Annotated in this window: 17 protein-coding genes, 2 tRNA genes and 1 pseudogene; 1 reads left to right on the forward strand and 19 read right to left on the reverse strand. The window is 72.3% G+C overall.

From position 1 onward, the window contains the following. Positions 1–43: 43 nt before the first annotated feature. The 6 genes from NBM05_RS03280 to rpsB form a co-directional block, all read right to left on the reverse strand. Entirely contained in the window at positions 44–400 is a 357-nt protein-coding gene (locus NBM05_RS03280; protein ID WP_254165094.1) for a hypothetical protein, read from the reverse strand. A gap of 390 nt (positions 401–790) precedes the next feature. Further along, positions 791–1,648, reverse strand: coding sequence for a phosphatidate cytidylyltransferase (locus NBM05_RS03285; RefSeq protein ID WP_254165096.1), 858 nt, complete (start codon positions 1,646–1,648; stop codon positions 791–793). A gap of 3 nt (positions 1,649–1,651) precedes the next feature. Continuing rightward, complete coding sequence (gene frr, locus NBM05_RS03290) at positions 1,652–2,209, reverse strand: ribosome recycling factor (protein ID WP_254165097.1); 558 nt, start codon at positions 2,207–2,209, stop codon at positions 1,652–1,654. A 168-nt stretch (positions 2,210–2,377) separates the two neighbouring features. After that, positions 2,378–3,115: a UMP kinase gene (pyrH, locus tag NBM05_RS03295; protein ID WP_254165098.1), complete on the reverse strand. Its 738-nt coding sequence runs from the start codon at positions 3,113–3,115 to the stop codon at positions 2,378–2,380. 148 nt (positions 3,116–3,263) lie between these two features. Next, positions 3,264–4,094 carry a translation elongation factor Ts gene (gene tsf, locus NBM05_RS03300; protein ID WP_254165099.1) on the reverse strand — a complete coding sequence of 277 codons (831 nt, stop codon included), beginning with the start codon at positions 4,092–4,094 and terminating at the stop codon, positions 3,264–3,266. A gap of 111 nt (positions 4,095–4,205) precedes the next feature. Further along, complete coding sequence (gene rpsB / locus NBM05_RS03305) at positions 4,206–5,126, reverse strand: 30S ribosomal protein S2 (protein ID WP_254165100.1); 921 nt, start codon at positions 5,124–5,126, stop codon at positions 4,206–4,208. Between the two features lie 614 nt (positions 5,127–5,740). Between rpsB and NBM05_RS03310 the strand changes: the two are divergent. After that, a pseudogene (locus NBM05_RS03310) lies at positions 5,741–6,118 on the forward strand (M23 family metallopeptidase); the annotation flags it as partial. Positions 6,119–6,231: 113 nt separating this feature from the next. Here NBM05_RS03310 and NBM05_RS03315 read toward each other — a convergent pair. The 13 genes from NBM05_RS03315 to NBM05_RS03375 all read right to left on the reverse strand — a co-directional run bounded on the left by NBM05_RS03315 (position 6,232) and on the right by NBM05_RS03375 (position 19,381). Beyond that, positions 6,232–6,825 (reverse strand): TetR/AcrR family transcriptional regulator, encoded by a 594-nt coding sequence (locus tag NBM05_RS03315; RefSeq protein WP_254165101.1) that lies wholly within the window; start codon positions 6,823–6,825, stop codon positions 6,232–6,234. Between the two features lie 407 nt (positions 6,826–7,232). After that, positions 7,233–7,306: transfer RNA gene (locus tag NBM05_RS03320), tRNA-Met, on the reverse strand. A 113-nt stretch (positions 7,307–7,419) separates the two neighbouring features. Continuing rightward, on the reverse strand, positions 7,420–8,619 hold the full coding sequence (locus NBM05_RS03325; protein WP_373689269.1) for a glycosyltransferase: 1,200 nt from the start codon (positions 8,617–8,619) through the stop codon (positions 7,420–7,422). Positions 8,620–8,766: 147 nt separating this feature from the next. Further along, complete coding sequence (locus tag NBM05_RS03330; protein WP_254165104.1) at positions 8,767–9,639, reverse strand: phage holin family protein; 873 nt, start codon at positions 9,637–9,639, stop codon at positions 8,767–8,769. Positions 9,640–9,984: 345 nt separating this feature from the next. Beyond that, positions 9,985–10,060: transfer RNA gene (locus NBM05_RS03335), tRNA-Asn, on the reverse strand. A gap of 119 nt (positions 10,061–10,179) precedes the next feature. Then, on the reverse strand, positions 10,180–12,054 hold the full coding sequence (dnaG, locus tag NBM05_RS03340; RefSeq protein WP_254165106.1) for a DNA primase: 1,875 nt from the start codon (positions 12,052–12,054) through the stop codon (positions 10,180–10,182). Positions 12,055–12,094: 40 nt separating this feature from the next. Beyond that, on the reverse strand, positions 12,095–13,399 hold the full coding sequence (locus tag NBM05_RS03345; RefSeq protein ID WP_254165108.1) for a deoxyguanosinetriphosphate triphosphohydrolase: 1,305 nt from the start codon (positions 13,397–13,399) through the stop codon (positions 12,095–12,097). A gap of 133 nt (positions 13,400–13,532) precedes the next feature. Continuing rightward, the gene (dusB, locus tag NBM05_RS03350; RefSeq protein ID WP_254165110.1) at positions 13,533–14,705 is read right to left on the reverse strand and encodes a tRNA dihydrouridine synthase DusB; all 1,173 of its coding nucleotides are present in this window, start codon (positions 14,703–14,705) and stop codon (positions 13,533–13,535) included. Between the two features lie 73 nt (positions 14,706–14,778). Then, on the reverse strand, positions 14,779–15,207 hold the full coding sequence (locus NBM05_RS03355; protein ID WP_302183655.1) for an MGMT family protein: 429 nt from the start codon (positions 15,205–15,207) through the stop codon (positions 14,779–14,781). A 29-nt stretch (positions 15,208–15,236) separates the two neighbouring features. Beyond that, positions 15,237–16,301 (reverse strand): zinc-binding dehydrogenase, encoded by a 1,065-nt coding sequence (locus NBM05_RS03360; RefSeq protein WP_373689270.1) that lies wholly within the window; start codon positions 16,299–16,301, stop codon positions 15,237–15,239. After that, a complete protein-coding gene (locus tag NBM05_RS03365) occupies positions 16,291–17,055 on the reverse strand; it encodes a glucose 1-dehydrogenase (protein ID WP_254165114.1) in 765 nt (254 codons plus the stop codon). The genes NBM05_RS03360 and NBM05_RS03365 overlap by 11 nt, the downstream gene beginning before the upstream one ends. 19 nt (positions 17,056–17,074) lie before the next feature. Then, positions 17,075–18,481 (reverse strand): MFS transporter, encoded by a 1,407-nt coding sequence (locus NBM05_RS03370; protein WP_254165116.1) that lies wholly within the window; start codon positions 18,479–18,481, stop codon positions 17,075–17,077. A gap of 144 nt (positions 18,482–18,625) precedes the next feature. Beyond that, the gene (locus tag NBM05_RS03375; RefSeq protein ID WP_254165118.1) at positions 18,626–19,381 is read right to left on the reverse strand and encodes an IclR family transcriptional regulator; all 756 of its coding nucleotides are present in this window, start codon (positions 19,379–19,381) and stop codon (positions 18,626–18,628) included. Between the last annotated feature and the right edge of the window lie 24 nt (positions 19,382–19,405).

Below are 19,405 nucleotides of genomic sequence, written 5' to 3' on the forward strand. Positions count from 1 at the left end.
GTTGGACATCACAACTAGGAGGCGGACGGCGTGGCCGGCGGGTCTAGCGACCTTCCGCCGAATACGCGTCTGACCAGCGCAAAGTCTGGATCAGCTCGCCCACTCGGGACATGAAGGCGTCCACCTGGGCCTCGTCGTAGGCGGCGCGGCCGTTGGCCACGCGGAAGGCCGCGTCGCGCAGCGGGCGCGGGTGCACCCGCTCGGCGGTGCGGAAGTGGACCAGCAGCTCCTCGCACAGCCGGTCCACGTCCCCGGCGAGGTACCCCAGGGTCCGATGCCGCGCCGGGCGGCGGAAGCGCTCCCCCGGCTCCCGGCGCAGGCGGCCGGTGACCAGCTCGGCCAGGTCCTCGGCCCGGGCGCGCAGCGCGGGCGCCCGTGCTCGGCCGCGAAGCGGGCGCACTCGGCGCGCGCGAGGCGGTCCTCGTAGGAGTCGAGCACCGAGTCGACGTCGGCGGCGTCGTACCCGCCGTCCTCCGGGGCGAACGACGCCGCCCGCACCCCGGCCGAGGAGATCCCCGGCTCCCGCCCGGCCTCGGCCGCCCGCAGGCCCTCCTCGCACTCGCGCACGAAGGACTCCACCTGCGCCGCCGCGTAGCCGCGCGTCCGGGCGGGGACGCGGCGGATGCTGTCGAGCTCCTGGGTCGCGGTGATGCTCGGCTCGGGCCCGGCGGTCCGCCCGGGCTCCGCAGTCCGCTCGAGCGGCTCGGACGGCTCGGGCCGCTCGGCGCGGCCGCCGCGGGGATCGTCGGTGCTGGGCATGGGGCCTCCTAGGGACGGGGTGCGGCCGGGGTCAGCCGAGGGCCACGAAGACGACGTAGCCCGCGGCGATCGCGAAGACGATGGAGTCGAGCCGGTCCATGACCCCGCCGTGGCCGGGCAGGATGTTGCTCATGTCCTTGATCCCGATCTCGCGCTTGATCATGGACTCGGACAGGTCCCCGGCCGTCGAGGCGATCACGAGCAGCACCGCGAGCACGACGCCGACCCACCAGGCCTCGCCCAGGAGCAGGACCGCGCACAGCACGCCGACCACGATCGAGCCGATCAGCGACCCGGCCATGCCCTCCCAGGTCTTCTTGGGACTGATGCGGGGAGCCATGGGGTGCTTGCCCCACAGGACGCCGGCGATGTAGCCCCAGGTGTCGTTGCCGATCGCCATGAGCACGATCGTGAACACCCGGGCCGCGCCGTCGTCCTGGCGGAAGAGCAGGACCGCCAGCGCGAGCATGAAGGGGACCCACAGCATCGTGAAGATGGATCCCATGATGGACAGCAGCATGCCGTCCCGGCGGCCCAGGGCGCGCCAGAGGATCACCACGATGATCGAGCCCAGCACCGCGTAGACGAGCGACTCGCTGCCGCCGTAGAACGCGGCGAACGGGAACATCGCGCCGGTGGCCACGGCGGGGATCAGCGGGACCCGCATCTTCCGCTTCTTGTTGAGCGACTGCCCGATCTCCCAGGTCCCGACGCCGGCGGCCACCGCGGCCAGCGCCACGACCACCAGGGGCACGAAGAAGAGCCCGACGACCAGCAGGCCGACGAGCACGGCCCCGACGCCGATCGCCGCGGGCAGATCCCGCCCCGCCCGCGGGGTCCGCTTGCGGGATCCCTCGGACGGGGCGGGGCGCTCTGATGATTCAGTCATGGACTAGACCTCGAGCAGCTCGGCTTCCTTGCGCTTGAGCAGCTCGTCGATCTGGTCGATGTGCTTCTTGGTCGTGGCGTCGAGCTCCTTCTCGCCGCGGGTGCCCTCGTCCTCGCCGGCGTCGCCGTCCTTGACGGCCTTCTCGATCTCGCCCTTGGCGGTGCGGCGGATGTTGCGCACCGAGACGCGGGCGTCCTCGGCCTTGCCGGAGACGAGGCGCACGTACTCGCGGCGGCGCTCCTCGGTCAGCTCGGGCATGACGATGCGGATGACGTTGCCGTCGTTGGCCGGGTTGGCCCCGAGGTCGGAGTTGCGCAGCGCCTTCTCGATGTCGCCCAGCGAGGACTTGTCGTAGGGCGTGATGAGGAGCGTGCGCGCCTCGGGGTTCTGGAACGAGGCCAGCTGCTGCAGCGGCGTCGGGGTCCCGTAGTACTCCACGAGCACGTTCGAGAACAGGGAGGGGTTGGCCCGGCCCGTGCGGACGGCCGCGAAGTCGTTCTTGGCCGTCTCGACGGCCTTGCCCATCTTGGTGCGGGCTTCGGACAGGGAATCTTCGATCACTGCGATCTCCTCGATGGTGGTGCGCCGCCGCCTCGGCGGCGCGGGGAGGCCTCGACGCCGGGGTCCGGGGCCCGCGCGGGGCAGGCTCCGGCGACGTCGAGGCCGTGCTTCTCTCGTGAAAGTCTACCGACCGCCGCGGGGACGCGACGACACGGCGGCCACCGCGCCTCAGGCGGTGACCCGGGTCCCGATCTCCTCGCCGAGGATGGCCCGGGTGACGTTGCCCTCGCCCTGCATGCCGAACACGCGCATGGTCACGTTGTTGTCCTTGCAGAGGCTGAACGCGGTCTGGTCCATCACGCGGATGTCCCGGCGCAGCGCCTCGTCGTAGGTCAGGTGGTGCAGGCGCTCGGCGGTGGGGTCCAGCTTGGGGTCCGCGGTGTAGACGCCGTCGACGCCGTTCTTGGCCACGAGGACCTCCTCGGCGTGGACCTCGAGCGCGCGCTGGGCCGCGACGGTGTCGGTCGAGAAGTAGGGCAGGCCGGCGCCGGCGCCGAAGATGACCACGCGGTCCTTCTCCATGTGCCGGATGGCGCGGCGGGGGATGTAGTTCTCGGCGACCTGGGCCATCTCGATGGCCGACTGGACGCGGGTGTCCACGCCCTCCTGCTCGAGGATGTCCTGCAGCGCGAGCGAGTTCATCACCGTGCCCAGCATGCCCATGTAGTCGGCCCGCGAGCGGTCCAGACCCGCGCCGGAGAGCTCCGCCCCGCGGAAGAAGTTGCCGCCGCCGACGACGACGGCGGTCTCGGCCTGGCCCACGGTCGAGGCGATCTGCACGGCGATCTGGCGCACCACGGAGGTGTCGATGCCGACCTTGCCGCCGCCGAAGACCTCGCCGGAGAGCTTCAGCAGGACGCGGCGCCGCCGCGGATGAGGACTGGGGATCGCGGAATTCTCAGACATGTTTCCTCCCGGGCCGCTTCCGGCCCTGTACTTGCTCTTGCGGAGTGTGCGCTGCTCGGGACGGCGTCGTGCGCCTCCCCCGGGTCAGCATACGCAGAGAGGGGGCGCCCACACGCGGTGGGCGCCCCCTCGGAGCGCGGACGCTCGATCAGCTGCCGACGCGGAAGCGCACGAACTCGGTGGCCTGGGCCCCCGACTCCTCGAGGACCTGGCCCACGGACTTCTTGGAGTCCTTGGCGAAGTCCTGGTCCAGCAGGGTGTTCTCCTTGAAGAAGCCCTTGAGGCGACCCTCGACGATCTGCGGGATGATCTTCTCGGGCTTGCCCTCGGACCGGGCGGTCTCCTCGGCGATGCGGCGCTCGGACTCGACCTGGTCGGCCGGGATCGAGCTGTCGTCGAGGAACTTCGGGGACATCGCGGCGATGTGCACGGCGACGTCGTGGGCGACCTCGTCGGTGCCCTCGCCGTCGACGGCCAGCAGGACGCCGACCTGGGCCGGGAGGTCCTTGGAGGTCTTGTGCAGGTAGACGGCCACGTTCTGGCCCTCGACGCGGGCCACGCGGCGCACGACGACCTTCTCGCCCAGCAGGGCGCCGGCCTCGGTGACCTGCTCCTCGACGGTCTTGCCGTTGGAGGTGGCCTTGAGGAGGTCCTCCAGGGTGCCGGCCTCGCCGGCGACGGCGGCCTCGAGCACGGAGTTGCCGAACTCGATGAAGGGGGCGGACTTGGCGACGAAGTCGGTCTCCGAGTTGACCTCGACCAGGTAGCCGACGCCGTTCTCCACGCGAGCGGCGACGAGGCCCTCGGCGGTGGCGCGGCCCTCGCGCTTGGTGACGCCCTTCAGGCCCTTGACGCGGATGATCTCCATGGCCTTCTGCTGGTCGCCGTCGGCCTCGTCGAGGGCCTTCTTGACGTCGAGCATGCCGGCGCCGGTGCGCTCGCGCAGGGCCTTGATGTCGGCTGCGGTGTAGTTCGCCATATGAACTCCTTTGCGGTTACGTGATGATCACGGTGTGAAAAACGGGGCCGGGCCGGTGCGGCCCGGCCCCGTCACAGGCTGTCGCGGATCCGCGGGATCCGCTGCTCAGTCCTAGTTGGAGGTCCCGCCCTGCTGGACGGTCTCACCCTGCTCGACGGTCTCCACCGGCTCGGGCTCGACGGTCTCGGCCTGGGCGGTCTCGGACTCGGCGGCCGCGGCCTCGGGAGCCGGGTTCACGGTCTCCGACGCGGCGGACTGCTGGGCCTGGTGCTGCTCGAGCAGCTCCTTCTCCCACTCGGCCATGGGCTCCTCGGCGGAGTTACCCTGGCCCGACTGCTTGCTGTTGCGCTCCATGAGGCCGGCGGCCACGGCGTCGGCGACGACGCGGGTCAGCAGGTTGACGGAGCGGATCGCATCGTCGTTGCCCGGGATCGGGAAGTTGACCTCGTCCGGGTCGCAGTTGGTGTCGAGGATGGCCACGACCGGGATGCCCAGCTTCTTGGCCTCGTCGACCGCCAGGTGCTCCTTGTTGGTGTCCACGACCCACACCAGGGACGGCGCCTTGGTGAGGTTGCGGATGCCGCCGAGGGTCTTCTCCAGCTTCTCGTACTCGCGGCGCAGCAGCAGCAGTTCCTTCTTGGTGTACTGCGAGGCGGCGACGTCGTCGAAGTCGACCTGCTCGAGCTCCTTCATGCGGTCGATCCGCTTGGAGACGGTGGCGAAGTTGGTGAGCATGCCGCCGAGCCAACGGTGGTTGACGTAGGGCATGTTGACGCGGGTCGCCTGCTCGGCGATGGTCTCCTGGGCCTGCTTCTTGGTGCCTACGAACAGGATGGTGCCGCCGTGGGCGACGGTGGCCTTGACGGCCTCGAAGGCGCGGTCGATGAACTGCAGCGACTGCTGCAGGTCCACGATGTAGATGCCGTTGCGCTCGGTGAAGATGTAACGCTTCATCTTCGGGTTCCAGCGGCGGGTCTGGTGACCGAAGTGGACACCCGAGTCGAGCAGCTGGCGCATAGTTACGACGGGCAAAGTCGTCTCCTTAGGTGCGGCACGCCCCATGTTCCTTAGGGTCACGCACCGCTCTCGTAGTTATCGGTTGTTCTCCCCGACGCTCACGGGATGCTCGCGTCGGGCCTGGCGGCGCACGGAAGAGGGGCGGAACCCGGCTCCTGGACGACCGTCACCGTCCCGCGCGAGTCGGAACGGACCGGTGGTCATCCCCGCGGCGACGCGCCCCTGCGATGCAGGACCTCGTCCCCGCGCGCGAACCACGCGAAGTCAGTGGGCACACGGCGACCACTGCCGCGTCAACTATACAGCACCGCCCCGCCGTCCACCGCCCCGCCCGAGGGTCGCCTTCGACACGGCTCCTCCACAGGGCCCCGGCACGGGGAGCCGGCGCGGGGGCGACGCCGGGCGGGGTCGTGTCTGATGGGGGCATGACCCTCCTCGCGCTCCTCTGCACCGCGCTGCTGGCCTGCGGCCCGGCGCTCGCCCAGCTCGGCCCGCCGGCCTCCGCACCGATGAGCCTCGGCCCGCAGGTTTCCACCCCGGCGAGCCCCGGCCCTCCGACCTCCGTGCCCGCGGGTGCCGGCTCTCCGCCCCCCGTGCCGGCGGGTTTTGACTCCCCGGCCCCCGTGCCGATGAGCCCCGCGGCCCGACGGGACGCCGCACCGTGGTCCTGGCCACTGGACCCGAGGCCGGCCGTGGTGGGCGCCTACGACCCGCCGATCCGGAACTGGCTGCCCGGGCACCGCGGGGTCGACCTCGCGGCGTCGCCCGGTCAGGCGGTCCTCTCGCCCGCCGAGGGGACCGTGACCTTCTCGGGGCGGGTCGTGGACCGCGGGATCGTCACGGTGACCACGCGCGGGGGCCTGCGCATCAGCTTCGAGCCGGTCGTGGAGCAGCTGCCGCGGGGGCGGCCGGTCGCGCGCGGCGAGCAGATCGCGCGCCGGGATCCCGACCTCCCCCACCGGCCGTGCGGCACCTGCCTGCACTGGGGCGTGCGCGAGGGCGACCGCTACGTCAACCCGCTGACCTTCGTGAGGGGGCTGCCCCCGTCCGTGCTCATGACGCCGCCGCGGGCGGGACGCGAACGCCCCGCCCGCGGCGGAATGGGTCGGGAAGGCGCGGGTCAGGCCGCCGAGCGCAGCCCGCCCCACATGGTCTCGAAGAGCACCTTCTGCAGGTTGTCGCGCTTCAGGGGGACGGACTCGACGCCGATCCGCTTGGACAGCGGGATGACCGCGGCGAGCATCATCTCGGCCCGCAGCGCGAACTCCTCCGCGGCCTCGGGCGCCAGGTCCTCGTCCGCGCCCACCGTCAGCGACTGCAGCAGGGTGTCACGCAGCTCGTGCAGGCGGTCGGCGACGTCGGGGATGTGCCCCATGTCGGACTCGAAGACGATGGCGTAGGTGTGAGGGTGGTCCACCGCGAGCCCGATGAACAGGGCGATCATCCGGGAGACCCGCTCCTCCAGCGTCAGGCCGGTGAACAGCGCGGGCGAGAACAGCGACTCGACGAACTCCGAGCACTCCTCGACCACGACGATGCACAGCTCGTCCTTGCTGTCGAAGTGGCGATAGAGCGCCGGCTTGGAGAGACCGCTCACGACGGCGACGTCGTCCATGGTGGCGCCGTAGCAGCCCTGCGTGACGAAGAGCTCGCGCGAGCTGTCGAGGATCTTGCGGCGCAGCTGCTCCCGGTGATGCCGAGTCATTCTGTTCATGACGTTCCCTTCCACTGCAGGCGGCCCGGGACATCCACCTCGTTGGAGATGCCTCTCACGATGGGCCGTGTGAATTTAAATCCACAGCTTAGTTCAAAACTAAAGAATGAGGAAGCCTGCAACTTTTGGGGGATGACTCCGTGAAATGTCCTGTCATGTATCCACTACGCACCAGTACACTTCTGAGTTTCACAACGGTGCGCTAACTTGTCAGTATTTCCAATACCCCGTGGAAAGCAAATGACGTTTTTCCTAATGAAATGGCATTTGTGGGAGAACTGCACGGTAATTGAGCGAACGGAACTAAAAGTTACCCGGAAGTCGAGTGAACGACTTACTAATGTACGACTTTCGGATGAGAAGAGCCCCCGCGCCGCGCCGTGAGGCTGCGGCCCGGGGGCCTGGGGTAGGGGGTGCGGGGCTTGAACCCGCGACCCAAGGATTATGAGTCCTCTGCTCTGACCAGCTGAGCTAACCCCCCACGGTCGGCCGGACCGACCGGCATCCCACCTTACCGCACCGGCACGGGCAGCACTCCACCGGTCGCCCACCGGCGCGGGACGCGTCCCACTCGTCGCAGAGCCGGTGCGGCCCCTAGGCCCGGCCGGGCCCGACGGGGTACTCGCCCCGGTACATCGCCTCGAAGGTGTCCCAGGTCTTCGCCGCCGAGTGGTGGCTCACGATCTCCCGGCTCGCCCGGCCCATCCGCCGCCGCTCCTCGCAGGACCGGCCCAGCACGGAGGCGAGCTTCTCGGCGAGGTCCGCGTCGTCGCCCGGCCGGAACAGGTGGCCGTTCACGCCCTCGTGCACCAGGTGGGGCAGCGCGAGGGCGTCGGCCAGGACCACCGGCTTGGAGGCGGACATCGCTTCGAGGGTGACCAGCGACTGCAGCTCCGCCGTGCCCGGCTGGCAGAAGACGTCCGCCGCGAGGTACTCCCGGCGCAGCTGCTCGTCGCTGACGTAGCCGAGGAAGTGCACCCGGTCCTCCACCCCGGCCTCGCGGGCCGCCGACCGCAGGGCCGGCTCGATCTCGCCGGAGCCGGCCACCCGCAGCCGCACGCCGTGGGACTCGGGGAGCCTGGCCACCGCGCGGATCAGGACGTCGATGTTCTTCTCGACCGCCAGCCGGCCCGTGAAGAGCACCACCGGGTGATCGGCGCGCTCGGGCCGCTCCCCCGGCCTCGGCTCGTAGGCGGCGGAGTCGATGCCATTGGAGACCGGCTCGACGTGGCGGCCGAAACCGTGCTCGTGCATCGCGCGCGCGCCGATGGGCGTCGGCGTCGTGATGTACTGCGCGCGGCCGAGGATCCGCTCCATGTCCTTCCATGACAGCTTGGCGAAGCCGCGCAGGAACCACTCCGGGAAGGGCAGGAACGGGTCGAGGTTCTCCGGCATGAAGTGGTTGGTCGCCACGAGCCGGATGCCGCGCCTGCGGCAGGAGCGGGCCAGCATGCGACCCACGATGTAGTGGCACTGGATGTGCACGGCGTCGGGCTTCACCCGGTCGAGGATCGCGTCGACCCGGCGCTGCACCTCCCACGGGAAGCAGAGCCGGAAGTAGGGGTGCGTCGGCGGGTGGTGGGACCGCAGGCGGTGCTCCCTGATCCCGTCGATCTCCACCTCGTAGGAGGGGCCCGAGCCCGTGCGGGCGGCGACCACGTGCACCTCGTGCCCCCGGTCCCGCATGCCCACGGCCAGGCGGTGCCCGAACTGGGCGGCTCCGTTGATGTCCGGCGGGTAGGTGTCCGCACCGATGAGGATTCTCAGGGGCTTCTTCTGCATTCTCGCTGTCATTCGTCGGGAACGGTCCGTGCGGAGGCCGCGGGCCTCGCGCGTCATTCTACCGGGCCGCCCCGCCCGTCCCACCCCCGGACACGACGACGCCCGGCCGGCTCGCGCGGGGCGAGGCGACCGGGCGTCGTCGTGCGGGGACGGGCTCCCTCAGCGGCGCTTGAGCAGCCGCGCGAGGAAGACCGCCGCGGTGCCCAGCGACACCGCGAGCACCGCGAGCGGCTTCCAGCGCAGGCGCAGGGCCTCGGGGTCCTGGGCGTTGGAGGCGAAGCCGCTGGCGGCCGAGCGGGCGCGGTCCGGGGCGGAGCGCGCGTCGTGCTTGGTCTTGCCGACCAGGCCCGTGGCGGTCGAGCGGATGGTCCGGGCCTGCTGGCCCAGGTCGTCGCGCAGGGACTTGAGGTGGTCGCGGCGGGCCTTGGTGCGCTGCTCGAGCTGGTCCTGGCTCGGCTGGGGCACCTCGGGGGCCTCCCCGGCCCGGCGGCGCCGGCTCTCCTCGTCCTTCTCCCGCTGCTTCGCCTCCTGCTTCTCGCGCATCTCGCGACGCACGCGGGTGGCCGTGTAGTCCGAGCCCTCCTTGGCGACGCCGACGTCGTAGAGCAGGCCGAAGATCGCGGACTCGGGCTTGAGCGGCAGCTGGGCCTTGATCTTCAGGAGCCCGATCAGCGCGAGCACCGCCAGGATGACCAGGAACAGGACGGCGATCAGCAGTGCCGCGAGCCAGGCCTCCATGACCTTGGACAGCCCGGCGACGGCGGCCACCACCAGGGCGATGACGGCGAGCAGGAGGAAGACCAGGCCGGCCACCACGAACGCGGCGCCGATGCCGAGCTTGACCCCCTTGTCCTTCATCTCCAGCTTGGCGATCTGGAGCTCGTCCTTGATCTGCTTGGGGCCCAGGCGGGTGGCGACCTTGGAGATTCCCAGCAGCTGGGTCGCCCCGTTCTTGAGGGTGCCGATTCCGCTGCGGTATGAGCGGGGCCGGGAGGTGGTTCCGGGTTCCGCCGGTCCGGGTGCGTGAGACATCGCGCCTCCTCGTGAAGATGGTGTTATTCCTCCACAACCTATCATCGTGCCCGGCCGGGAGGCCGTGTCCCGCGCCGGTTCCGCCGGGCTTTCGCCGGGCCGTCCGTCGGGATAGGCTGGCGGAGTCGGTGAGGGTCCGACATGCCCATGGCAGATCGGCCCCCCATTGACGTCTGCCGTGGGTCAGAAACAACCTTCCGTCGCCCCGCAGCGCCCCTGGTGCTGCGGGGCGTTGTCATTCCCGGGAGCGACGGCGAGCGGTTCCGTCCGTCGGGCCCGGTGGGGAGGGGCGCCGGGAGGATGCGAAAAGGGCCCGGTCAGCATTGCTGAACGGGCCCTCGTGAGTGGCTCCCCCGACTGGACTCGAACCAGTAACCCTTCGATTAACAGTCGAATGCTCTGCCAATTGAGCTACGGGGGATCGCTGCCGCGAACGGCTCCCCGTTCGCAACATCATGAGACTCTACCCGGTCCCGCCGGACGGCGCAAAACCATCCGCGCGTGACCCTCGCCACCCGGGCCGCCCGGCGGTCCCTCGGCTCACTGAGCCTCGAAGAGCTCCCGGCGGCGCATCTCCAGGCGCATCAGCTCCTGCTGGACCGACTGCCACGCGTCCCGGTCGGTCGCCGGGTCCAGCCGGTTGAGCTCGGCCATCTTGTCCGCCTTCTGCGCCACCAGCTCCTGCCCCAGGAGCCGGTTCAGGATGGCGGCGGCGTACCGGCCGAGCTGCTCGGGGCTCGACGCCGGCAGCGGCGCCACTGTGAGCTGGGCCAGCAGCCCGTGGGTCGCCTCGTGGGCGTGGGCCCGGATGGTGTTGACCCACTCCCCGCCCGGCCGGGCCTCGACCCGGGCGTGCGCGGCGAGCACGCCGTTCAGCAGCTCGCGGTGCATGCGGTAGCGCGTCCTGGCCGAGGCCAGGACCGTCCACTGCGAGTCGTCGATCAGCTGCGGGGTCTGCACCAGGACCTCGAGCGCCTCCCGCTCCATCCGGGCCGCCGGGTCCCGGGGGTCCGGGGCCTCGATCTCCGGGCGGGGGGCGTCGTCGCGCTCCGGCCGCCGGGCCTCCGGGCGCTCCCGCGGCTCCGGGGGCGGCGCGGACCCAGCCACCGCCACCGCGCGCTCGACCTCCAGCGGGTCCATCCCCAGCCACCCCGCCACGCGCCGGGCGTAGGCGGGCCGCAGGGCGCGGTCCCGGATCGAGGCGATCATGGGGGCCACGGCCCGCATGCCCCGCACCCGGCCCTCGAGCGAGTGCAGGTCGTAGTCCTTGAGCGTCACCTGGATCGCGAACTCGAAGAGCGGGCGCTTGGCCTGCAGGAGGTCGCGCACCGCCTTGTCGCCCCGGCGGAGCCGCAGGTCGCACGGGTCCATGTTATCCGGCGCCACGCACACGTAGGTCTGGGCGGTGAAGCGCTGGTCCTCCTGGAAGGCGTGCAGCGCGGCCTTCTGACCCGCCTCGTCGCCGTCGAAGGTGAAGATGACCTCGCCGCCCGAGCCGTCGTCGCCCAGCAGGCGGCGCACGATCTTGATGTGCTCCGCGCCGAAGGCGGTGCCGCACGTGGCCACCGCCGTCTCGATGCCCGCCAGGTGCGCCGCCATGACGTCGGTGTACCCCTCGACGACGACCAGCTGCTTGCCCTGCGCGATCTTCCGCTTGGCGAGGTCGATGCCGTAGAGCACCTGGGACTTCCGGTAGAGCTGCGTCTCGGGGGTGTTGAGGTACTTGGGGCCCTGGTCGTCCTCGAAGAGCTTGCGCGCGCCGAAGCCGATGGTCTCCCCCGTGATGTTCCGGATGGGCCACATGAGGCGGCCGCGGAACCTGTCGTAGAGGCCGCGCCTGCCCTCGGAGAACATGCCCGTGGCCTGGAGCTCCTCCTCGGTGAACCCCCGGTCCCGCAGGTGCTTGAGCAGGTTCGACCAGCCCTGCGGGGCGAAGCCGACGCCGAAGCGCTGGGCCGCCTGGCCGTCGAAGCCGCGCCCGCCGAGGAACTTCTGCGCCTCGGCGGCGCCGCGGGTGTAGAGGTTGCGCTCGAAGAACTCCTGAGCGATCTTGTGGGCGTCGATGAGCCGCTGCCGGCGGCCCTTCTCCTCGCGGCTGGGCCCGGAGCCCTGCTCGTAGCGCAGCTCGTAGCCCACCCGGGCGGCGAGCCGCTCCACCGTCTCGCTGAAGCCGGTGTGGTCCATTGCCATGACGAACGCGATGGCGTCGCCCGACTCCCCGCAGCCGAAGCAGTGGTAGGTGCCCATCTGCGGGCGGATGTGGAAGGAGGGCGTGCGCTCGTCGTGGAAGGGGCACAGGCCCTTGTAGGAGCCGATGCCGGCGGACTTCAGCGTCACGTAGCCCTCGACGATCTCCCGGATGTCGGTGCGTGAGCGCACCTCGTCGATGTCTTCGCGTCGTATCAGTCCTGCCACCCCTCCATGGTATCCGGCCGGGCAAGCGGCCGGGGGCCGATCACCACAGGGGCTTGTCGCCCGTCCTCCAGTTCAGGCCGGTGATGCGGTCGTGCAGCCGCACCGCCGAGCTGTCGGTCAGCGAGGCGACCTGGTCGATCACGAGCCGCAGGCGGGCGGCGTCGTCGTTCCGGTCGATCAGGCTCCAGTCCTCGGCGAAGACCGGGTCGAGGAACTGCCCGTCGGTCTCCAGCAGGGCCTCGACCAGGACCGTGAGCATCTCCCGCTGGTTGGCGTGCAGCGGCTCCTGGTCCCGCACGGCCATCACGAAGGCCGTGGCGATGCCCTTCATCACGGCGATCTCGGTCTCGGTCTCACGCGGGATCCGCAGCCGGGCCGCGTAGCGGGTCAGCGGGCCCTCCCCGTAGCGGGCGCGCGTGGCCTCGAGCGCGGCACCGGAGAAGCGGCCGATCAGCTGGCTCGTCAGCGCCTTGAGCGCCGCCATCGAGGCCCGGGTCCCGGTCATCTCCGGCAGCCACTCCGCGAGGCGCTCGAGGCGGGTCAGGGCGGCGTCGAGCTCGTCCGGCGAGGTCTCGGGCATGTACCAGCGGCGGGCCCACTGGATCACGCGGTCCCGGGCCCGGGCGTCGGCGACCCAGCCGAGCTGCACGTGGCCGCCGAACACCGCGTCCTCGACGTCGTGGACCGAGTAGGAGATGTCGTCCGCCAGGTCCATGACCTGCGCCTCGAGGCACTTCTGCCCGTCCGGGGCACCCTCGCGGAACCAGTCGAAGACCGGGAGGTCGTCGGCGTAGACGCCGAACTTGCGGGTCCTGACGCCCTCGCGCTCGGGGGCGTCCTCGCGCGACCACGGGTACTTGCACGCGGCGTCCAGCGCGGCGCGGGTCAAGTTGAGGCCCGCCGAGCCGCCGTCGGGCAGGATCAGCTTGGGCTCGAGCCGGCTGAGCAGGCGCAGGGTCTGGGCGTTGCCCTCGAAGCCCCCGGCCGGGGACCCGATGGCGTCGAGCGCGCTCTCCCCGTTGTGGCCGAAGGGCGGGTGGCCGAGGTCGTGCGAGAGGCAGGCGGCGTCGACCAGATCCGGGTCGCAGCCCAGCATGCGGCCGACCTCGCGGCCCACCTGGGCCACCTCGAGCGAGTGGGTCAGGCGGGTGCGGGTGAAGTCGTCCGACGTCGGGGAGACCACCTGGGTCTTGAAGCCGAGCCGGCGCAGGGCCGAGGAGTGGAGCACGCGGGCGCGGTCCCGCTCGAAGTGGCTGCGGTAGAGGTTCTTGTGGTGCTCGGGCAGGCGGCGCTCGGTGTCCTCCGCGGAGTAACCGGGGAGGCTCAGCGCGGAGGGGAAGGCCATGGGGCGAAGGTACCTCACGTGAGACGTCGGTGGACTGAGCCTCACAGTATCGCGGATCCCGCGGGATGCCGCGCTTCTCGCCCGCCTGTGGACGGCGGAGGACGACGACGCGGGGCGCGGGGCCGCCCCCGGCTCAGCCCCCGGAGATGTCCAGCTCGGCGTCGACGAGGCCGAGGCGCTCGGCGTCGTCGATGGTCCGGGAGTCCAGCCAGCCCTGCGGGAGGTGCGGGCGCTTGGGCGAGCCGGCGCGGCCGCGCGGGCCCTCCACCGCGGCCCCGGGGTACGGCAGGCTGAGGTCCAGCTCGCCGAGCAGCTCGCGGAAGGTGGCCAGGTCCGGGACCTGGGCCATGCGGGCGCGCAGCTCGCCGCCCACGGGGTAGCCCTTGAAGTACCAGGCGATGTGCTTGCGGATCTCGCGGACGCCGCGGTGCTCGTCGCCGAAGGTCTCCACGAGCATCTCCGCGTGCCGGTAGATGATCTCGGCCACGCGGGCGACGCCGGGGCGGAAGCGGTCCGCGCGCCCCTCGAACGCGGCCTGCAGGTCCCCGAACAGCCACGGCCGGCCCTGGCAGCCGCGGCCGATCACGACGCCGTCGACCCCGGTCTGCTCGACCATCCGGGCCGCGTCCTCCGCGGACCAGATGTCGCCGTTGCCGAGGACCGGCACGTCCGGGATCGCCTCGCGCAGCTCGGCGATCGCGTCCCAGTCGGCCTGACCGGAGTAGTGCTGGGCCGCGGTGCGCCCGTGCAGGGCGATCGCGGCCACCCCGTGGTCCCGCGCGGTCTTGGCCGCGTCGAGGAAGGTGATGTGCTCGTCGTCGATGCCCTTGCGCATCTTGACCGTGACCGGGATGTCCGCGCGCGCGGCCTCCCGCACGGCGGTGCCCACGATGGCCTCGAACAGGTCCGTCTTCCACGGCAGGGCCGAGCCGCCGCCGTTCTTGGTGACCTTGGGGACGGGGCAGCCGAAGTTCAGGTCGATGTGGTCCGCGCGGCCCTCCTCCGCGACCATCCGCACGGCCTTGCCGACGTTGACGGCGTCGACGCCGTAGATCTGGATCGAGCGGATCCGCTCGTCCGGGTCGTGGTCGATGATGCGCAGCGACTCCGGGCGGCGCTCGACCAGCGCGCGGGCGGTGACCATCTCGGTCACGTACAGTCCCCCGCCGTACTCGCGGCACAGCCGGCGGAAGGCCTTGTTGGTCACGCCCGCCATGGGGGCGAGGACCACCGGCACGTCGACGGTGAGGGGGCCGAGGCGCAGGGGCGGCAGGGACAGCTGGGCGGGGGTGGTCGAGGTCGTCACCGGGCGATTGTCTCACACGCCCGGGCGGGCGGCGCGGGGTCCGTGGGCGATCTCACCGGGGCCGGGCGGGCCCTCAGTCGGCGAGGTCCGCGACCGCCGCCTCCCAGCGCCGGCGCAGCTCCGCCTCGTCCGCGGCGACCCGGCGCAGCTCCACCACGGGCCCGGTGCCCGCCCGGCCCGTGCGGGCGGAACCGGACGCCCGGCCCGATCCGGAGGCCCCGCCCGGCCCGGCAACGCCACTCGGCCCGGCGGCGTCGGGCCCGGCCGCGAGCAGCCCCTCCCGCCGCCAGTGCGGCTCCGCCTCCGCCGCGTGCCCGGGGATCGCTCCCCCGGCGTTGACCACGCGCCACCAGGCGACGTTGGAGCCCCACAGGGAGAGCACGCGGCCGACGGTGCGCGGGCTCTCCCCGCAGATCCGCCCCAGCGTCCCGTAGGTCGCCGCGCGGCCCTCCGGGATGCACTCCACCGCGCGCAGCACCCTCTCGATCCGCACGTCCTCCATGCCGTGTGGCCCCCTCCCCGCTCGAGTCGTCAGAAGCGTAGCAGGACCTTGCAGGAGTCCTCGGCGCGGCGGGCCGTCTCGAAGGCCTCCCGGGCGTCGTCGAGGTCCATCACGTGGGAGACGATCGGCCCGGTGCGCAGCGAGCCGTCCGCGAGCGCGGCCAGCGCCTCGTCGATCTCGTCGTTGAACCGGAAGCAGCCGAGCAGCTCCAGCTCGCGCGCGATCGCGATCGAGAGGTCCACCGGCTGCTGGCCCGGGGGCAGCAGGCCCACCATGAGCACGCGCCCGCCCCGCGCGGCGCCCCGCAGCGCGGAGTCGGTCCCCTGCCAGCTCCCGCTGGACTCGAAGACCACGTCCGCCTGGACCTCGGCGATCTCCGCGGCGTCGGGCCGGTGCAGCGTGCCCTCCGCGCCGAGCTCCCGGGCCCGCTCCAGCGCGCTCTCGTGCAGGTCGACGGCGGTGATGCGGGCCGCGCCCGCCCGGGCGGCCGCGGCGATGATGAGCGACCCGATGGGTCCGCACCCAATCACCAGCACCTCCCGGCCCCGCAGGTCCCCCGCCCGGGAGACCGCGTGCAGCGCGACGCCGGCGGGCTCGGCCAGCGCCGCCTCGCGCAGGCCGAGTCCCTCGGGCAGCGGGCGCAGCATCCGCGTCTCCAGCACCGCCAGGCGGCTGAAGGCCCCCTCGGTGTGCGGGTCGTGGGCGGCGGAGCCGAGGTAGGTGCAGCGCGGCGAGAGGTTGGGCCGCTCCGCCGGGTAGCGGGTCCTGCCGTCGTCCCCGGGGGTCGCGGGGTGGACCGCGACGGGCGTGCCCGCGGCCGGCCCGGAGCCGTCGGCGGCGGCCTCCTCCACGGTCCCCACGACCTCGTGCCCCAGGGTCATCGGGTGGCGCAGGATCGAGGCGCCGGCCGCCCCGTGCAGCCAGTAGTGCAGGTCGGTCCCGCAGACCCCGCCGTAGGCGACCCGGATCAGGGCCTGGTCGGGCCGGCGCGGCGGGAGCTCGATCTCGGCGAGCTCGAGCCGCTGCCCGCCGCCCTCCTCCGGGACGGCCCGCAGGGCCCGGGTGGTCAGGTTCTCTCGGTTCTCAGACGACACTGGTCATCCCTCCGTCCACGTACAGGGTCTGCCCGGTGATGAAGTCGCTCGCGGAGCTGGCCAGGAACACGACGGCCCCGGACAGGTCCTCGAGCTGCCCCCAGCGGCCGGCCGGCGTGCGGGAGGTCACCCACGCGCTGAACTCCTCGTCCTCCACGAGCGGCCGGGTCAGCTCGGTCGCGAAGTACCCGGGGGCGATCGCGTTGACCTGGACGCCGTGCGGGCTGAGGTCCGCGCACAGGCCCTGGGACAGCATGACGACGCCGCCCTTGGTCGCGCAGTACGGCGCGATGCCCGGCCGGGCCAGCCGCGACTGCACCGAGCCGATGCTGATGATCTTCCCCGACCCGCGCGCCGTCATCCCCGGTGCCACGGCCCGGGAGATCAGGAAGGCGCTGGTCAGGTTGGTGGCCAGCAGCTGCTCCCAGTCGGCCACGCTGAACTCGTGGATGGGGGCGCGCTTCTGCATGCCGGCGTTGTTGACGAGGATGTCCGGGGTGCCCCAGCGCTCCTCGAGCTCGGCGATGCCCGCGCCCACCTGGCCCTCGTCGGTGACGTCGAAGGCCAGGCCGAGCGTCGTCGCGCCCGTGGCCTCGGCGATCTCCCGGGCCGTGGAGCGGGCGGTCTCGGGCGTGCGGCCGTGGACGACGACGCGCGCGCCCGCCTCGGCCAGCGCCGTGGCGAGCCCGCGGCCGATGCCCCGGCTCGATCCGGTGACCAGCGCCGTCCGGCCGGTCAGGTCGAAGATGGTCATGGACGGTCTCCTGTGTTCTCTAGGGTGTGTCGGTGGGCTGGGTGCGGGGCGCGGCCTCGGCGGTCGGGGCGCTCGCGGCGCGGGCGTCGTCGAGCACCGTCAGGTCCCGGCCCCGGGTCTCGGGGACGCGGAACGTCGTGGCGAGCGTGATCAGCGCGAGCAGCAGCGTGTAGGCGGCCAGGGGGATCCACGAGCCGTCGAAGGCCTTGATCAGGCTCGCGCCCACGACGCCGGCCAGCCCGCCGGCCAGCACCGCGGAGACCTCCCGGGACATCGCGACGCCCAGGTAGCGGCTGCGGTTGCCGAACAGCCTCGGCAGCAGCGCGCACTGCGGCCCGAGCATCGTGTTGACCGCGACGCCGATCCCCAGCGCGATGACCGCGATGGTCACGGCCGGGATCCCGAGCGAGAGCAGCCACCAGGCCGGGACCGCCCCGGCGGCCAGGATCAGCGCCCCGGCCCGGTAGACCGGAACGCGGCCCACGCGGTCGGACAGTGCGCCCGTCAGCGGCACCGAGACCAGCCCGATCAGCGAGCCCACGGCCACGGCGAGCGAGCCCACCCACGGGTCCTGGGCCACGGTCCCCGTCGCGTAGGCGACCGCGAGGCCCTGGAAGAGGTAGGAGCCCCCGTTCTCCGCCATCCGCAGACCCACGCCCTGCAGCACCAGCCGGCCCGAGCGCGTGAACAGCTCGCGCAGCGGCTGGCGCGCCACCTCGTCCCGCGCAGCGAGCTCCGCGAAGGCCGGGGTCTCCCGCAGCCGGGCGCGGATGTACACCGCCACCACGATGAGCACGACGCTGGAGAGGAACGGCACCCGCCACGCCCACCCCAGCAGCGTCTCCTCCGGCAGGGCGCCCAGCCCGGCGAAGACCACCGCGGCGAGCAGCGTCCCGCCCTGGATGCCGATGAAGGGCAGCGCGGCGAAGAAGCCGCGGCGCCGGGCCGGGGCCACCTCGCTCATGAGCACCGTGGCCCCCGCCTGCTCGGCACCGGCCCCGAACCCCTGCGCCAGGCGCATCAGCACCAGCAGGCACGGGGCGAGCAGTCCCGCCTGCTCGTAGGTGGGCAGGGCCCCGATCAGGGTCGAGGACCCGCCCATCAGCAGGATCGTGACCACCAGGACCGCCTTGCGGCCGATCCTGTCCCCCATGACGCCGAAGAACAGCCCGCCCAGGGGCCGCGCCAGGAACCCGACGCCGTAGACCGCGAAGCTCGAGATCAGCCCGGTGGCCGGGTCCAGCGAGGGGAAGAAGAGCCGGGAGAAGATCAGCGCCGAGGCCAGGCCGTAGAGGGCGAAGTCGTAGTACTCCAGGGCGCTGCCGACGCTCGAGGCCAGGGTGGCCCGGCGCAGCTGCCCGGTGCGCTCCCGCCCCGGGGGGCGCTCCTCCGGCCGGTCCCGTTCGGTGCTGCTGACGGCGTTCATCGCGCGCCCCTCTCCTCGATGGCGGTGTGGACCGCACGAACTCGAAGTGATAGGCGTCACGTGCGGGTGAGCACAACGTAACAAGAAGGGGAACGCCGTTCAACAGAGTGAACGTAGGGCGGCACGAATGCGGCACGAGCGGGATCATCGGCCCTCGTCACGGGGGCTGCGCAGGGTGTTGGTCAGAGACGAGACCAGGGTGAGGAGCGCCTCGCCCACCTCGCGGATGCGCTCCGGCGTCGCCTCGGAGGCGAGGATCGAGGCGCCGACGGCCATCGGCGCGTCGGCCGGGTTCCACGGCGCGAGGGGCACGGCGATCCCGACGATCCCCGGGTGCACGCCCTCCTGGTCGATCGCGTACCCGCGCCCGCGCGCCCGCTGCAGGGACGCCAGCAGGTGGGGCGCGTCCTGGACCGAGTGCGGCGTGAGGCGGGGGAAGGCCGAGGGATCCGCGCAGCGGGCGGCGACCTCGGCGTCGTCGAGCTCGGACAGCAGGGCCTGGCCCACCGCGGTCGACGCCGCCGGGAAGCGGGAGCCGACGCCGGCGGAGAAGCGGAACGGCGCCCGGCCCTCGTGACGGGCCAGGTAGATGACGTCGGAGCCGTCCAGGATCGCGATCTGCACGACCTCCCGGGCGAGCGAGGGCGAGTCGCCGCACAGGTCGTAGAAGGAGCGCAGCTGGTCGAAGCCGGAGAGGTAGGCGCCGGCCAGGTCCAGGACGGCGCGGCCTAGGCGGTAGCCGTTCGGGCGCCGGCCGATCAGGTGGGCCTCCTCGAGGGCGACGCAGACCGCGAGCGTCGAGGACTTCGCGGCGCCCAGGCCCGCGGCCAGCTCGTGCAGCGGCACCTCCCGGCCGGGGGAGGCCGCGAGCAGGGCGAGCAACTGCGCCGCGCGCCCCACGGCCGGGGCTCCCCCGCCCGACGG

It is taken from the genome of Rothia santali (assembly GCF_024199905.1).
GTDB lineage: Bacteria > Actinomycetota > Actinomycetes > Actinomycetales > Micrococcaceae > Rothia > Rothia santali.

Excerpts from the sequence above, each read along its gene's own strand:
- NBM05_RS03330 (WP_254165104.1), bottom strand. The coding sequence starts at position 9,639 with ATGTCTCACGCACCCGGACCGGCGGAACCCGGAACCACCTCCCGGCCC.
- NBM05_RS03365 (WP_254165114.1), bottom strand. The coding sequence starts at position 17,055 with ATGACCATCTTCGACCTGACCGGCCGGACGGCGCTGGTCACCGGATCG.
- tsf (WP_254165099.1), bottom strand. The coding sequence starts at position 4,094 with ATGGCGAACTACACCGCAGCCGACATCAAGGCCCTGCGCGAGCGCACC.
- NBM05_RS03370 (WP_254165116.1), bottom strand. The coding sequence starts at position 18,481 with ATGAACGCCGTCAGCAGCACCGAACGGGACCGGCCGGAGGAGCGCCCC.
- NBM05_RS03325 (WP_373689269.1), bottom strand. The coding sequence starts at position 8,619 with ATGACAGCGAGAATGCAGAAGAAGCCCCTGAGAATCCTCATCGGTGCG.
- NBM05_RS03315 (WP_254165101.1), bottom strand. The coding sequence starts at position 6,825 with ATGAACAGAATGACTCGGCATCACCGGGAGCAGCTGCGCCGCAAGATC.
- pyrH (WP_254165098.1), bottom strand. The coding sequence starts at position 3,115 with ATGTCTGAGAATTCCGCGATCCCCAGTCCTCATCCGCGGCGGCGCCGC.
- NBM05_RS03355 (WP_302183655.1), bottom strand. The coding sequence starts at position 15,207 with ATGGAGGACGTGCGGATCGAGAGGGTGCTGCGCGCGGTGGAGTGCATC.
- NBM05_RS03345 (WP_254165108.1), bottom strand. The coding sequence starts at position 13,399 with ATGGCCTTCCCCTCCGCGCTGAGCCTCCCCGGTTACTCCGCGGAGGAC.
- NBM05_RS03285 (WP_254165096.1), bottom strand. The coding sequence starts at position 1,648 with ATGACTGAATCATCAGAGCGCCCCGCCCCGTCCGAGGGATCCCGCAAG.